General features: G+C 41.4%; 11 protein-coding genes. 6 read left to right on the top strand and 5 right to left on the bottom strand.

Features of this window, described 5'->3' with window-relative positions:
- The first annotated feature begins 22 nt into the window (after positions 1 to 22).
- Positions 23 to 1,264, top strand: a complete 1,242-nt coding sequence (locus PQ461_RS00185; protein ID WP_274207593.1) for an aspartyl protease family protein — start codon at positions 23 to 25, stop codon at positions 1,262 to 1,264.
- A 7-nt stretch (positions 1,265 to 1,271) separates the two neighbouring features.
- Here PQ461_RS00185 and PQ461_RS00180 read toward each other — a convergent pair whose 3' ends face one another.
- A complete protein-coding gene (locus tag PQ461_RS00180) occupies positions 1,272 to 1,544 on the bottom strand; it encodes a hypothetical protein (RefSeq protein WP_274207592.1) in 273 nt (90 codons plus the stop codon).
- 275 nt (positions 1,545 to 1,819) lie between these two features.
- Here PQ461_RS00180 and PQ461_RS00175 point away from each other — a divergent pair, with 275 nt between their 5' ends.
- The 3 genes from PQ461_RS00175 (at position 1,820) to PQ461_RS00165 (ending at position 6,783) form a co-directional block, all read left to right on the top strand.
- Positions 1,820 to 2,914, top strand: a complete 1,095-nt coding sequence (locus tag PQ461_RS00175) for a sensor histidine kinase (RefSeq protein WP_274207591.1) — start codon at positions 1,820 to 1,822, stop codon at positions 2,912 to 2,914.
- Positions 2,911 to 3,639 carry a LytR/AlgR family response regulator transcription factor gene (locus PQ461_RS00170; RefSeq protein WP_274207590.1) on the top strand — a complete coding sequence of 243 codons (729 nt, stop codon included), beginning with the start codon at positions 2,911 to 2,913 and terminating at the stop codon, positions 3,637 to 3,639. Before PQ461_RS00175 ends, PQ461_RS00170 begins: the two co-directional genes overlap by 4 nt.
- Positions 3,640 to 3,804: 165 nt before the next feature.
- Positions 3,805 to 6,783, top strand: coding sequence for an outer membrane beta-barrel protein (locus tag PQ461_RS00165; RefSeq protein WP_274207589.1), 2,979 nt, complete (start codon positions 3,805 to 3,807; stop codon positions 6,781 to 6,783).
- Between the two features lie 60 nt (positions 6,784 to 6,843).
- Here the strand turns inward: PQ461_RS00165 and PQ461_RS00160 are convergent, their stop codons facing one another.
- From PQ461_RS00160 to PQ461_RS00145, 4 genes are read right to left on the bottom strand one after another with little or no spacing between them, the layout of a single operon-like run.
- Positions 6,844 to 7,218: a response regulator gene (locus PQ461_RS00160; protein ID WP_274207588.1), complete on the bottom strand. Its 375-nt coding sequence runs from the start codon at positions 7,216 to 7,218 to the stop codon at positions 6,844 to 6,846.
- Between the two features lie 45 nt (positions 7,219 to 7,263).
- Positions 7,264 to 12,129, bottom strand: coding sequence for a chemotaxis protein CheB (locus PQ461_RS00155; protein WP_274207587.1), 4,866 nt, complete (start codon positions 12,127 to 12,129; stop codon positions 7,264 to 7,266).
- Positions 12,130 to 12,151: 22 nt separating this feature from the next.
- Positions 12,152 to 13,678, bottom strand: a complete 1,527-nt coding sequence (locus tag PQ461_RS00150; protein ID WP_274207586.1) for a GAF domain-containing protein — start codon at positions 13,676 to 13,678, stop codon at positions 12,152 to 12,154.
- Positions 13,659 to 14,231, bottom strand: a complete 573-nt coding sequence (locus tag PQ461_RS00145; protein WP_274207585.1) for a biliverdin-producing heme oxygenase — start codon at positions 14,229 to 14,231, stop codon at positions 13,659 to 13,661. The genes PQ461_RS00150 and PQ461_RS00145 overlap by 20 nt, the downstream gene beginning before the upstream one ends.
- Positions 14,232 to 14,355: 124 nt before the next feature.
- On the opposite strand from PQ461_RS00145, the gene lspA reads away from it, so the two are divergent.
- Together lspA and PQ461_RS00135 are read left to right on the top strand one after the other, a co-directional pair.
- On the top strand, positions 14,356 to 14,865 hold the full coding sequence (lspA, locus tag PQ461_RS00140) for a signal peptidase II (protein ID WP_274207584.1): 510 nt from the start codon (positions 14,356 to 14,358) through the stop codon (positions 14,863 to 14,865).
- Positions 14,866 to 15,477: 612 nt separating this feature from the next.
- On the top strand, positions 15,478 to 16,296 hold the full coding sequence (locus tag PQ461_RS00135; RefSeq protein WP_274207583.1) for an SDR family oxidoreductase: 819 nt from the start codon (positions 15,478 to 15,480) through the stop codon (positions 16,294 to 16,296).
- The last annotated feature ends 3 nt before the right edge of the window (positions 16,297 to 16,299 follow it).

Below are 16,299 nucleotides of genomic sequence, written 5' to 3'. Positions count from 1 at the left end.
AACTTCCAATTATAACCATAATTTGTTTGCGAAGCCCTTTCATATTGTAAAGCTGGCTGTTCTTTTATTTGTTTTTTCTATACAGGGATTAACAACAGTAAAAGCGCAGTATCTTGAGATGCCGCCTAACCGCAAAAAAATCAACATCCCGTTTCACATGGTACGCAACATGATTATTGTACGAACTACCATTGACGGCAAGGGGCCTTATAATTTTATACTGGACAGTGGTGTCGGCATTATCATTATCACAGATCCTGCACTTGCAGATTCGGTAGGTATTAAGAGTCGGCGAACCATTAAACTTACAGGCCTTGGCGAAGGCGAATCCATAGAAGCGCAGATATTAGCCAGTATTCATTTCGATATAAACGGGGTAGAGGGTAAGGGTCTTACTGCCGCCGCACTTAAGAAAGACATGTTCAATTTATCAGGGTATGTAGGGATGCCTATACATGGATTAATAGGCTATGATTTTTTTAGCAGCTTGGCTGTTAAATTCAATTTTGTGGACAGCACATTAACCGTTGGCCGCACAGGCAGCTTTAAAGGTTTAAGAAAGGGTTATAAAATTCCGATCACGATAGAGCAAAATAAACCCTACATGCATGCGCGTGTCAGGGTTGATGACCAGCATGAAATGGACACTAAGTTAGTGATTGATTTTGGGGCAGGCCATCCTTTAATGCTTGAAAACCTGATTGAAAAAGACCTACTCCCAGCCAAACACATCATAGGCAATTTAGGCATTGGCTTAAATGGGCCCGTAGTTGGTTATTTAAGCAGGATAAAGGAGTTGGATATCGGCAAATACCGTTTTAAGGAGGTGATCACCTCCTTCCCGCTCGATGATTCGGTAAGGCAGCAGATGATGAGCGTATCGCGTGACGGCAACCTTGGCCTTAACATCCTGAAACGCTTTACTCTGATTATGGACTATCAACAGGAAGCGCTGTATTTAAAACCAGCCCTCGATTTTAAAAAGCCGTTTGAGCACGACATGAGCGGCATGGAATACTTCGCTGAAGGCCAGGAACTAAATGCCATTATAGTAAACCGCATTGAACCAGGCTCGGCAGCCGACATCGCCGGGATAGAACCCGGTGACAGGATCATAGCCATCAATTTTAAGTATGTTTCGGATATATCCATACAGGATATAGACAACATATTCCGCTCAAGCCCCGACAGAAGTTTACTGATTGACGTGCTACGTGGCAAAAAACGTTACCGGTTTATCTTAACCCTTAAAAGAAGAATCTAAACGGTTTCTATTTAAGCTGGCTGATGTTTTCGAAAAAGGCACTCTGAAGATCAAGCAAAGAGTTCACCTTCATTTTTTCACCATAGGGATCAAAGCATAAAAATTTGGCTTTTTCGGGGGCATTGCTATCAAGCCTTTCAATAAAATTAAATGTCTCAAAAAAATAGTGGCGCGTGGTCACATTACTTTTGTTGTCGGTTTCAGAGGCATTTAACCTAAACCCAACTGAATCTATCCAGCTGTGTACCCGGGCGTGCAGAGAAGCGCGTAATTTGCTCATAACTCAATGCTTTATCATTACTTTAACAACTTGTAAATCAACAGGTTTTATTTATTTTTAATAATCCCCTGAAGATTTGTTAATAAGTAAAGTTGTGGCATTGTTGCTGTTTATAGTTTTAAATAAAACGGGCAACTATGTTAACATAGTATTACGGGTTCAGCATTTTTTTCAAAAAATGCCGGGGGCCGCTTTTCGTCGCAAAAAATATTGAGTTGGTCTCATTTCAGCTTTTTGTATTAATCCTCAATTTATATTTGATTAACAATTATTAAATGGCTGCTAAAAGATTTATAACCGGCAAGTATTTACAACCGCTTTTGCATGTTGTGCTTTGGGCGCTTGTTATCAGTTCGCCCTATCTTTTCAGAAATCCTAATACTAATCATGGCATAAGCCACTGGCAGTATAAGCTTATTATCAATAACACCTTACTTGCCCTTATCTTTTACTTTAATGCCTACCTGCTTTACCCCAAGTTATATACTCAAAAAACATGGCTATATATTTTAACGGTAATTATTACGGTTGGTGCTGCATTAAGCATAAATGGCATCATTGAACATGCACTGTTTCCATTTGGCCCACCGCATGGCCCGGGCAGGTTTGATGGCCGCCCCGACGGGATGCACCCGCGTATGGACCGTGGCCCGTTTGATAAAGGTTTTGGCTGGTATTTCACTAATATTATCACTTATGTATTTATTATAGGCGTTAGCACCAGTTATCGCATTATTACAGACAATGCACGTCAGGAAAAAATCAGGAAAGAGAAAGAAAACGAGAACCTAAAAACAGAGCTCAGCTTTTTACGCTCGCAGGTAAGCCCGCACTTTCTGTTTAACATTCTTAATAACATGGTGTCGCTGGCACGCAAAAAGTCGGACATACTTGAGCCATCACTTATCGAACTATCCAAACTGATGCGCTACATGCTGTATGAGAACGATGATGAGAAAGTATCGCTGGCGCGCGAGATAGAATACCTTAAAAGTTATATTTACCTGCAAACACTTCGCTTTGGCGATGATGTAACGATCATTTTCAATCCGCCCGAAAATATTGACCATTTTAAGATTGAGCCGATGCTGTTAACACCTTTTGTTGAAAACGCTTTTAAGCATGGGGTGGGGATGGTAACCGACCCGCTGATTAACATCCAGCTTAATGTTAACAAAGAAACAGGATGGGCGCATTTCGCAGTAATGAATTCCATTGCCCCCCAACTGGATTCAAAAGATAAAAATTCGGGCATTGGCCTTACTAACGTTCAGCGCAGGCTGGAGTTATTATACCACGACGCTTATTCATTAGATATCAGCCGGAATGATAAGATGTTTATTGTCAACCTTAAAATAAAACTACAATGATGAGATGCCTTTTGGTTGATGATGAAAAGCTTGCACTGGAATTAATGGAAGACAATGTGCTGCAGGTGCCGTTTTTAGAGCTTAAAGGCAAATGTAAAAACGCTATAGAGGCCATGGAGTTTTTGCGTAATCAACCTGTAGATCTCATTTTTCTGGACATTCAAATGCCGGGCATTTCCGGAATACAGTTTTTAAACACGCTAACCAACCCGCCGATGGTGATTATGGTTACCGCTTATGAAAACTATGCGATGGATGGCTTTAACCTTAGCGTGGTGGATTACCTGCTTAAACCCGTCGCTTTCGACCGTTTTTTGAAAGCTGTTAATAAGGCACATGAGTTGTTTACACTGAGGCAGCAAAAAGATCAGCCAGTTAAAGAAGACAACCCGGACTACCTTTTTGTAAACGCCGATTATTCTGTTGTGCGCATCAATATACCCGAGATCAGTTTTATTGAGGGCTTAAAAGACTACATCAAAATCCATTTAACTACTTCGGTTAAGCCTGTTATTACAAGGCTTACTATGCGCTACATGGAAGAGCGTTTGCCAGAAAAGGATTTTGCCCGGGTACATAAATCATTTATAGTGGCGCTTGACAAGGTGCGCTCCTTTAAAAAGACCAGGTTAATGATCGGCGATAATGAAATCCCGGTAAGTGATAGTTACAGCGCAAAGATATTATCATACATCGGCCTTAACGAGCAAAACCTTGATAACTAACATGTAAGGAACTCATATACGAATAAGCATGACATAATATGTAACAAACACATGCAATATGTAACAATCCTATTTAAATCAATTAATTACAATAAACTTATTGAACCTTTATGGTCAAACTATTGTATTAAGTAACCAAAACGAATATCCTTTGATCAAACTTTTATGAAACGAATACCTTTATTGCTTTTCTTCGTTCTTTTTTCACTTCTGTATGCGCATGGGCAAGCCACGCACGAGGTGAGAGGTACCGTAATTGACTCTACCAAACTATCCGTTCCGGGCAGCGTAGTTACCCTAACATCAGATCAGCGCGATAGCCTGAATACCATTGCCGATGTTAACGGCAAGTTTGTTTTTGCCAATGTAAAAGGAGCAAAACTCACGCTCACTATCAAATCTATTGGCTATACAACATCTATTAAACATTATAATATTGATGCTAACAGTAAGGCTGCTGATCTGGGAAACATCATCCTGCAATCATCATCTAAAATGCTGGCAGGCGTAACCATTGTTGGTGTTAATGCCGTAACCGTTAAAGAAGATACCGTACAATATAACGTTGCCGCACTTAATGTAAGGCCTAATGCTACACTTGAAGATGCCTTGAAAAAAGCACCGGGTGTTGATGTAGATCCTTCTACGGGTGCAGTAACGGCACAGGGGCAGTCGGTGACAAAAGTGCGTATCAATGGTAAGGATTATATGGGGGGCGACGTTACCTCATTAACTAAAAACATCCCTGCTGATCTATTGGAAAGCATACAGGTGGTTGATGATTATGGCGACCAGGCTAACCTTACAGGCATTAAAACTGGTGAGCCGACTAAGGTATTAAATGTGAATATCCGTAAGGATCGTAATTATGGCTATTCATTACAGGCAACCGGTGGTGATGGTTATGATTTATTGCCTAAAGAGGGGAGCGGCAACACCGGTGTGGCATCAACAGATAATCAGAACCGCTACTTCGGCTCATTAAACTACTTTAAGTTTAAAGGTGATCAGCAGATCTCGGTTTTAGGTACACTTAACAACACCAACATCAACACTTTCTCATTCGGCAGCAGCGGTGCAGGCGGCAACTTTGGTGGCGGTGGTGGCGGTGGCCGTGGCAATGCAGCCAGAGGCTCGGGTAGCACCACAACCAATCAGAATGGTATAACAGATGTACATTCAATTGGTGCAAACTTCCGCGACCAATGGGGCAAACACCTTTCTGTTTATGGCAGTTATAGCTTTGCCGATAACAGTACTAATACAAACAGTATTTCTCAACAAACTAACACTGGTCGTTTTCCAAGTAATACTAACCAAAACAGTATAGAAAGTGATAATAATATCAACCATCGCTTTACATGGAACATGGAATGGCGTCCCGACACCATCAACTATTTAAAGGTAACACCAACATTTTCATACGCCAAAACACTTACCCTGTCTAATGATGATGTTTTAAATCAGCTTACATCACGCACCACCGGAGATCTTTATACCAACTCGGCATATAACTCCAGCACTTATGCTAATTCATCATCCCCAACTGTTGGCTTAACGGCATTGTATAATCACCGTTTCAACAGCCATGGCCGTAACCTGAGCATCAATGTTAATTTAAGCACCAGCCAAAGCAACAGTTCACAAAACCCTATTTATAACTACACAGCGGGTTTACCATTGGCCCCTGTTAACCAGATGATCAATATTGACAGTAAAACCAATTCTGTAGGTGCAAACCTGTCATACATTGAGCCGCTTGGAAAAATCACCTTCCTGGAGCTTAATTACGCTTATAACCACTCTTATACCTCAAGCGATAAAGCAACAGATACGCTTAATACCGCTGGTACGTATGACTTTTATTCGCGCTTAAGCAACAACTATAATTTTACCTTTACCACCAACCGGGTTGGCTTAAACCTGCGCGTTGTTGATAAAAAATATAATTATACCTTGGGTGTGGGTGTACAGCCTGCCACATTAGATGGGCACTCGGTTACGACAAATACTGATACCCGTGTAACCACCGTAAACTTTGCGCCAACCGCACGTTTTGTATACAACTTTGCACGCAGTAACTCGTTAAGCTTTAATTATAATGGCAACAACAACCAGCCAAGCTTTAGCCAGTTACAACCAGTTATAGATTACTCAAACGCGTTATATCCTGTGCAGGGTAATCCATTGCTTAAGCCAGAATTTGCCAACAACTTCTCGCTACGCTATAATAAATTCAGCTTTGCCACTGGTGATGTTTTATTCCTGAATGCGCAGTTTACGCAAACCAATGATAAAATATCTACCAATATTATCAGCATACCTAAAAGCGCAGCCGTAGCGGCCAATCCGGTTTATAGCCAACTGCAAAATACCACACTTACAGAGTATGTAAATACCAATGGCTATTACCAGGCTTCGGGTTTTGCAACGTTTGGAAAACCATTTTCTAACCGTAAATACAATATCTTTCTTGATGGTAACGTAAGCTATACCAATAATGTTGGTTATGTAGGAAGTGTGGATTCTAACACTGTAGCACTTACCACACAAAAAAATATTGCCAAGACACTTTCATTTACGCCACGCTTACGTTTCCGTTTAGATATTACCGATATTGTTGACGTACAAGCCTTGACCAGCTATTCTATCAATAAAACAAGCAATTCTGTCAACAATGCTTTAACCCAGGCCGGATCAAACGTACGTACTTTGGGATTAGGGCTTAATGGTAAAAACTATTTCTGGAAAAACTGGACAGTAAGTTATGATTATACACATAATATCAACTATGGCTATACCGTTCCGGTTACTAACCCTAATATCCTGAATGCCTATGTTGAGCGCCGTTTCCTGAAAAACTATGCAGGTACCATACGCGCTTCAGTATTCGATATATTTAATGAAAATACCGGCTATACCTACAATGCTACAGCCACATCCATTACCCAAACCAATGTGAACAGGCTTGGCCGTTACTTCCTGCTTACCTTTACGTTAAGGCTACAGAAATTTGCCGGCCGTGCACCTATGCAGCAAGGCCCTGATGGTGACCGCGGTTACCGCAGACGCGATGGCGGCATGGGCGGCCCTCCTCCGGGTGGACCGGGTGGTGGTGGCCCTGGCGGGCCGGGAACAGAATAAAACAAAGAGCGCCTGCTGAAATTCAGCAGGCGCTCTTTGTTTATGATACCATTAAATGCTTTATTCTTTTACTAAAACCGTGTTGATGATTTGTTCCAGGGCATCCAGATCAAATGGTTTAGCCAGGTAAGTTTCTGCACCGGCATGTTCTGCAAGCAATTGAATATCGCTGTTGGCAGAGAAATAAATTACCGGGATATCTTTAAGATCTTCTGTTTTTTTTAGCGTTTGTGTAGCAACTATACCACCCGCATCGGGTATCCAGTTATCCATCAGGATAACCGCAGGGTTTACACTGCGTACTTTTTCTACAATGTTGTTACAGTCGGTAAACGTGTGAACATCCCATCCCTGCTCCTCTAAGATATAAGAGCATATGGATAAAATATCCTCATCGTCATCAAATATGATAATCTTTTTATCAGAAACGTTCATAGGGTAGTTTAGTTAGAAACAAATCTACTTATTAATTTATTAAAATCAATTCTTTTTAGTTATGGGTATTGTAAACCAAAAGGTTGAGCCTTCGTGTTCGCTGCTCTCTACACCAATCTCGCCATGGTGCCTCCTGATGATCTCTGCCGAAATATACAAGCCCAATCCTAACCCAGAAAATTTATGCGATGACTCTTGTACCCGGAAAAAACGGTCGAATACAAAATCCTTTTTATCACCAGGTATACCAATGCCAAAATCCTTAACCGAAACATATAACATGTTGTTTTCGGTAATACGGTTTGTTACGATAATTTTATTTTCTTCGGGCGAGTATTTTATTGCATTTGAAAGAAAGTTGCTTAGTACCTGGTCAAGCCGTGGCCTGTCGGCATATATATCCACGTTTGCGTCGCCTTCAATGATGATCTGGTGCGATGTTACGTTAGCTTGTACATCTTCCACGCAATCTTTTATGGATTCGCCGGCATTAAACCACGAATAATTAAACATCATTTTACCGGCATGTATGCGGGTAACATCCAGCAGATCATCAACCAATGAGGTAAGCCTTGATGTTTGCTTGGCCGCCTTATCAATAAAAGTATGCACGTTACGTATATCGCCGTTATTGGCTGCCATACGCTGCATAATCTGCAATGATCCTTTTAAACTGGTAATAGGAGTTTTAAGCTCGTGGCTGGCTATGCTCATAAACTCATCCTTCTTCTGCATTAATTCCCTTGTTGCCTGCTGTGCTTTTACAAGGTCGGTAACGTCAAACCCAAAAAACGCAATACCATCTACTTTGCCGTTACTGGTAAATACCGGTGTAAAGATCACATCAAACCAGCCCTCATGCAAGCCGCCGGTTATCTGGTCCTCCAATTCAACCTGCACGGCTTTACCGATATACGGCTTGCCGGTTTTTAATACCTGCTTTTCAATAGCTGTAAACTTACTGCCAAGCCTGTCGGCATGTGCTTCCTCTGCCGTTTTGCCTATGTAATTATTGGAGCCTTCAAACTCTTCAAAGGCCTTGTTAACAAATTCGTAGCGTAATTCACGGCCGCGGCGTATCGAAATAAGGGCAGGAGCATTTAAGAAAATACTGTAAAATTCGTCCTGCTGTTTTTTAATCAGCTGCTGTAGTTCTTTTCTGCGGCGTTCCGCTTCTTTTTGTTCTGTTATGTCAATAATGTAAGTAACCGTATTGGCCGTTGGGTCTTCTTCTAAAGTCGCCGAACCCATTAAAACACTTAAGCGCCCACCATCTTTTTTAATGTATTGCTTCTCAAACGCCGGACAATAGCCGTTAAGCTTTAATTGCTCCTGCGCCCAATTGCTTACATCCATATATTCCGGAGGGGTAATATCACTCCATTTCAATTGACTATCGCGCATATCAGCATGGCTGTAACCAATCATGTTCAGGAAGGCATCATTGGCATCTACAATAACATTATTGTTATCAGAGAAGATCATACCGATCATGTTGGACTCGTAAACCCTGCGGAAACGATTCTCACTGCTGCTCATCTTCTTCTCTGCTTCAATCAGCCTTGTAATATCCACAATGGAACCAACCATACGGTACGGCGTATTAAAATCATCGTGTAGGATGCTGCCACGATCGAGTATAATAGCGTACTGATTATTAGCTTTTAAGAAGCGATACTCTGCTGACCATTGCTTTTTACCGGTATTAATCGCATCGAAAACGCTTTTTTCAACACGGTCGCGGTCTTCGGGATGCACTTTGGTAAACCAGAAACTTAATGATTCGGTCTCTTCGCTGCGGTGATAGCCAAACATCGAGGTAAAGTTCTCGCTGCGCCACATAATGTTATTTACCAGGTTCCAATCCCAGATGGTGTCATTGGTAGCTTTTGAAACCAGGCTGAACCGCTCTTCGCTTTCGCTGAGCTTACGTGTACGCTCCTGTACCTTGCTTTCCAGCTCTTCGTTGAGTTTCTTTAAATTTTCACGTGCGGTTATCAGCTCGTTATAGTTCTTCCTTAGCTTTTGCTCGGCTTGCTTACGCTCGTTGATATCAGTGTACGTAACAACTATACCACCACTTATACGGGCGGCAATTACATGGTACCAGATTTTATTGTTTACGCAAAATTCTGCCTGCATGGCCGTGCCGGTATCCATTACCTTTACAAAGCGATCATATAATTGCTGATCAGTAAGCTGTGACAGGTCATGATACAGGTGCAGGCCTGCAAGTTCTTCCTTATTTCTACCGAAAAGCCTCACAGCCTCTTTATTTGCTGTGATACATTTAAGGTCTGTAAGCTGCCCGCTTTCTGTATCGCGAATGGCATTAAACACCATAATGGCGCTTACACTGGCATTGAAAACACCATTGATAATGTTATTAAGTTCGGTTATTACAGAAATATCAACAAAGCTTACAATAACACCGTCGCGCTGCTTGTCTTTACGCACATAAGGCATGATACGCATCAAACAACGGCGGTTGTCCTTTAACTGCACTTCCTTCTCTAATATCTGATTGGTCAACATTACAGTAGTAATATCCTGCATAATGTTTTCCGACTTGATGTTATTAGAGATGTGGCTTATCGGGCGCCCAATATCTGCCTCAATAAGGTTGATCATATTAACCGATGCCGGGTTAAACTTACGTATCAGCAGGTTATTATCTAAAAAGATCTGGCCAATGTCCGTGCTTTTGAAATAATTATCCAGGTCATCGTTCAGCTCTATCAGCTCTTTTATTTTTAACTGGTGCTCGGTATTAAGGGTATGCAGCTCCTCGTTAAGCGATTGCAATTCCTCGTTACTTGATTGTAATTCCTCGTTGGCCGAAAGCAGTTCTTCATTGCTTGATTGCAGTTCCTCATTGGTGGTATCCATTTCCTCAACAGCCATCTGCAAGTTATTGCGGGTTTCGTTAAGTTCAGATTCCAACTCCATGATATATTCATGCTGCTGCGCATCAGGTATAGAAAGCTGTGCATTAGCGTCCTTTTCTATAATTATATCTGAAGTTTCATGCAATAAGATGAGTGTATATGCGCGCGCCGAGTTAAGATCGGGCGGTTTTACTGATACATTTAAGAAAACGTCGCGGCCGTCATGCCCTATGCGGATCCTTCTGAGCGTTGTTTTTGTGTTTTCTTTCCAGGCTTTGCGTATGGCTGTGTTAAGAATAACCGAAGCCTCGCGCGGCACCATGTTCAAAAGATTTAGCTCAAGCTTCTTTTCGGGCAATGACAGGTATTTCCTAAAATTGCCTATGGTTTCCTTTATCTCGTAGTTCTTATCAATATAAAGGCCTACATAGCCAAACTCATCAATTACAAAATCTTTAAAATCATCCTCGATGGTACGTGACGACCTGTCATTGGGCTTTAAGAAAGTGCGGAGTTTTTCTACCTGAGAGTCTGTCTGATAACGTGCGCCTGTATAGGTATGGTGTGTGGAATAATTTATAGGCCCGGTTTTTTTATAAATTTTCCATTTACTGTTAATTTCCTGTATACCGTCCTTTAGTATGCCTGCGGTTTCGCTTGAGCCAAGGAAAAGATAACCGCCCGGGTTAAGCGAGAAATGGAAGGTAGACAATACTTTTTGCTGTAACAGCGTATCCATGTAGATCAGCATGTTACGGCAGGTAACCAGATCGTTTTTAATAAAGGGGGGCGCTTTAATTACATCATGACGTGCAAAAACGATCAGTTTACGGATAGGGGTAATAATAGCGTAACTTTTACCTTCTTTAATAAAATATTGATCTAATAACCTTTTGTCTACTTCTTTTACAGCAGCGGCCGAATAATAATTCTTTGCTGCAATGTCAATACTGGAAGGATCAATGTCTGTTGCAAATATCTTTACTTCAAGCTTACGCTTCTTCTGTTGGATATAATCATATAAAAGGATGGCTACAGAGTAGGCTTCTTCACCGGTGCTGCACGCACAAATCCACACTTTAATGGTCTCGCCATCCTGCTTTTTATCAACAATGGCGGGTATAATTTCTTTTTTAAGGCAATCAAAAGCCTGCGTATCCCTGAAAAACTTAGTAACACCAATTAAAAATTCTTTACCAAGTGTGCTTACTTCGCCTGGATGCTGTTTAAGGTAATCGACATACTCCGGCAGCGTATTAACCCCTGTAGCGGTTAATCTCCGGGCTATACGCCGTATAATTGTCGGGGTTTTATAAAGATTAAACTCGTTACCGGTACTTCTATAAATCAGGCCAAATATTTCATCCAGCAAATTATCATCAATTTTACCGTTGTTTAAAACCTTAACCGGCTCCTGATTAACATAGTTATACAACTCTTTATGCAGTTCTGCGGGAGGCATTATAAAATCGGCATTACCAGAGGTGATCGCACTGTTGGGCATACCGTCAAACTTTGCTGTTTTAGGATCCTGCACCAGTACCAGTCCGCCGCATTCTTTTATAGCCTCTATACCCTTGGTACCATCTGTGCCTGTGCCCGACAGGATTACGGCAATTGCCTTTTCCTTTTTTTCACGGGCAAGAGTCAGTAAAAATGTATCTATTGCTGTGTTTGGCGATTTATCGTGTACCTTATCGGCAAGCTTTAACCTGTTGTTTTTGAAGGTCATCAGCTTGTTATTCGGAATAATGTATACACAATCAGATTGTATAAGCATATCCTGCTGGGCCTCGAACACCTTCATGTGGGTGTGTTTAGACACCAGCTCAACAAGCAGGCTTTTATAGTCTGAAGAGAGATGCTGGATGACGATAAAGGCAAAGCTTGAGTTATTGGGCATATGATCAAAAAACTCATGTATAGCCTCCAGCCCGCCGGCTGATGCCCCGATGGCAACCACATATTTTTGGCTTACCCCAATATTTTTTTGTGGTTTAGCTATCACAGAACTTTTGCTCATCTTCTAAAAATGCTCTTTAATATCAGCTAAAAATTTGTTTTGTCTTAAATTCAAAAGCAAAGCTTCTAAACATCTCGGCCGCAGTAAGCTCATGCTGATCCCAGGGCAAAGATGTTTGCCTCACAGTTTGTTGCCATAGCTTAAATGAATTTCTGGGGTGATATGTTTTACCGTCCTTCTCAAAATTTATAGCTTCATTCGGATTTCCGCCCCAGTTAATGGTTCGCACCACCTCCGGCCTGAAACACAAAATATAGTTCCCTTTATCTTTATCTACAGGAATAACTAATACGCCACTGGCAATATCGCTATATTCTGCAGCATCATCATATGCGCCTGCTAAATTGTTATTCGCATAAGTTTTGGTGATGTTTTTACCCTGTAGCCAAAACACCAGGTTCTCTAAATCGTCCTGCGAAGGTATTTCACCAGCCAATTCGAAACGGCCATCCTCTATAACAACAGCACCGGTAGCATTAAACATTTCTAAAATGTTTGTCCCGTTGCTTTGCAGCAAACCTTTCGCCAGGTCATTATTGGTGTAAACCTGCTCAACAAGCTCGGCGCGCTGCTCCTGAAGCCGCGCTGCAAAATCAAAGTCGGCCTTGTTATAAATAGACGATATTTTGTAAGAAATCACATTTGACAAGAGCTCAAATACCGAACATAGTTCATAACTGAGGTATTTGGCCGTGATATTATGACAGGATATTAATCCCCAAAGCTGGCCATCTTTTATAACCCTGATAGACATGGATGCCATTACATTCATGTTTTTCATATACTCTAAATGCACCCCCGCCACACTGCGCAGGTTACAATCGGTAAGGTCAACAAACGAATTACTTACCGGGTTAATTACCGGATACAAACGTACCGGTGTGTATTCGCGGTTAGGAATAAGCCGATAAGGATTTTTCAAATATAACTGTCGTGCTTGCTTAGGTACATCTGAAGCCGGAAAGGTATGTCCAAGATAATTTTCTAATCCGGGTTCTTTTTCTTCGGCGATAACGGTACCGTTCCAATCACTATCGAACCGATACATCATTACACCATCAAAACCCGACAGCTTTTTCAGCTCATGTATAGCTGTATGGCAGACGGCCTCAACAGAATCAGCTATCTCAATTGCAGCCATGGCATATTTTACCTCCTGAAAAACTTCGGTAAAATAGCGAGCCGAATCCGGCGCAACCCTTTCAAGTTCAACAATCAGATATCCGCTTTTTGCATGTACAAGGCCCAGCAGGTTAACATTACTGCCATTTGTTGTAACTGTAAAGCTTAGCGGAATTTTATCGGTTATGCCTGTGTCAAACTTTGCTTTTATCAAATCTGCCTCGCCGGCAGCTACAAATGCCGACCACGGCTTATTAACCACATCTGCCCGTTTAGCAGCCAGCAAATCTTCAATATTCTCACTTACCTGTACCACATTAAGCGACTGAGCATCTAACACCACCAGATAACCATACGGCTGTATCAGGTTAGTATTATGCAGCGGTAAACTACCGCAAAAGTCAGAATCATAATTCTTTTTGTCCATGCCGATCTATCCAGTTACTAAATTTTATAAATGTGTTATTAGCGGCTGTGATTACCGCTTGCTGGGTTTGTGATTCGGTTGGAATTTGATTTAGTTTATTGCGGAACTCTTCCCACATCTGCTGCGTTTTTTCGCCGTAGCCATTGAAAAAAGACAATCCGTTGCTGATGCCCAGCCTGCTGCTGATCATTTTACTTATAATGCTGCCGCCAAGCGTTGATCCTTCAATTACATACATTGCGCCGAATGCTTCGGGCAAGCTGTTGATTTGCGGCAGCTCATAGTTTTGGGCTATGGTAACAGGATCGGCGCCAAGCGTTTTTATATCTTGTGCAATTGCATCAGTTTTTCTGCGCTGTGTATAGTCTGCAAGCTGACTGCTGCCTATAAATTGATTAATATATTGCTCAAGCCCGCCAAAATATCCATAAAATAATTGAAGTATATCTATATAGTCGGCAGTAGTAGTGGCATTCTTGATACGGGTTACCAGCCTCTTTTCCAGTTGTTGATGCTGAGAAAGCGTTTCATTTTTTAGTTTTTCAGATAGCATTTAGCAGATAGTGAATACTAAGGTAAAATTTATTTAATAAATAAGAAACTTTTTAAGCTTTTGATAATAAAGGCATAAATATGCTATACCATGATAATTTGTATTATTGCACCTTTATTTAAATATGAAAGAGAATAAGCTGATCCGTTCCATCTTTATTATTTCCATCGTTTTACTTAATATCGGTCTCGATCAGTTTTCTAAACACCTGGTAAGGCATTATATATATCCATATGCCAACCATAGTTTTTTAAATGGCCATTTTATACTTACAAGAGTAGAAAATACCGGGGCATTTTTAAGCCTTGGCGACCAGATACCATACTTACTCCGAATTATCTTATTATCTGTTATTCCGTCTGCCGTTTTGATATGGGCCGTAGCCATGCTGATACGCCGTGTGGATTTTAATAAGATGGCACTTATAGGCCTTTGCTGTATTGTGGGTGGTGGCGCAGGCAATGTTTATGACAGGGTAGTAAACGGCTCTGTAACTGATTTTCTGTACATCAACTTCTCCATTATACATACCGGCGTATTTAATATTGCCGATCTGTCTATTACCACAGGAGTATTTTTAGTACTGATTTCCCTGCGACGTAAAATGGTTGCGGAAAGAGATAAGGTGGAGTAGGAAGTTTTTTCTTCCCCCTTGACAAAGTTACTGCAAAACGCACAGCCAGTAATCTTCCCCTTTTAAGGGGAAAGCAATGGCAGTAGAAGTAGCAGGGTGCTTAAATAAGGGGTCAAAATAAATTGCATGTCTAACCTTACCCCTTGACAACATTACTGCAACCCGCACAGGCAGTAGCCTTACTCTTAAAAGGGGAACGCAGTATCAGTAGAAGTAGCAGGTGCTTCCATAAGGGCAAATAAATTGCATGTCTAACCTTACCCCTTGACAAAGTTACTGCAAAACGCACAGCCAGCAATCTTCCCCTTTTAAAGGGAAAGCAGAGGCAATGAATATATCATTGGCGTAAATAAGGGGTCAAAAATTATATGTCTACTCTTACCCCTTATTAACATTACTGCAAACACTACAGACTGTGGTCTTCCCCTTTTAAGGGGAATGTAACGGCAGTGATAATTCATTGCCTTTCGTAAGGGGTAAAGTATTGTCTCAATCATTCCTCCATAAAAAGTCTTCAAAATCCATTTTCTTTTACTTACTTTGAGGTTGCATTTTTATAAATGCTTGTTTACCAACGGCTGAAATAATACATGCAGCAGAAAAGCAAACGGGGTGGATACAACTTTACAATTCAATAATTTATGGGCGGTGGTTTTAGGCGGATCCGGCGGGTTTGGTTTTGCGGCTACCGAAAAACTGGCAAAGCAGGGCATGAACATAGCTGTAGTGTACCGCGAAATTGCCACCCAAGAGAAAACATTTAAAGAGAGACTTGAAGCACTTTCAGCTGAAACAGGTGTAAAAATCCTCAACTATAACATCAACGCACTTAGCGAAGGCGGCAGGGAAAACTTTATCAATTCTTTTAATGAGCAGGTAGGTAATAAGAAGTGCGTAAAGCTTTTATTGCATGCCATTGCCCGCGGTAATTTAAAACCGCTAACCGTAGCAGATCCGCAACAGGCAGATGCTTATAACACGTTAACAACCGAAGATATACAGTTGACCACTTACGCCATGTCTAACAGTTTGCTCGACTGGGCAAACCTGTTATTAAAGGCAGATTTATTTGCACCCAAAGGCCGTATTATTGGCCTGACAAGCGAAGGCTCGCATAAATACTGGGATGGATATGCCGCGGTGTCTGTCGCTAAGGCATCACTTGAAAGCCTGAACACTTACATGGCTGTAGAATACAGCAAATACGATATTAATACCAACGTAATACAGGCTGGTATTACTGATACTTTTTCGTTAAGAAAAATACCCGGACACGATCAGCTGATTGAAATGGCAACAGCCCGAAACCCCTACGGGCGCATTACCCAACCCCAGGATGTTGCAAAAGTAATTTACATGCTTTGTACCGATGATGCCGATTGGATAAACGGATCAATAATTCATGTAGATGGCGGCGAACATTGCCGTTAGTTT

This window comes from Mucilaginibacter sp. KACC 22063 (assembly GCF_028736115.1).
Taxonomy (GTDB): domain Bacteria; phylum Bacteroidota; class Bacteroidia; order Sphingobacteriales; family Sphingobacteriaceae; genus Mucilaginibacter.
Note: the sequence above shows the minus strand (reverse complement) of the source record. Positions and strands in the feature narration are given on the sequence as shown.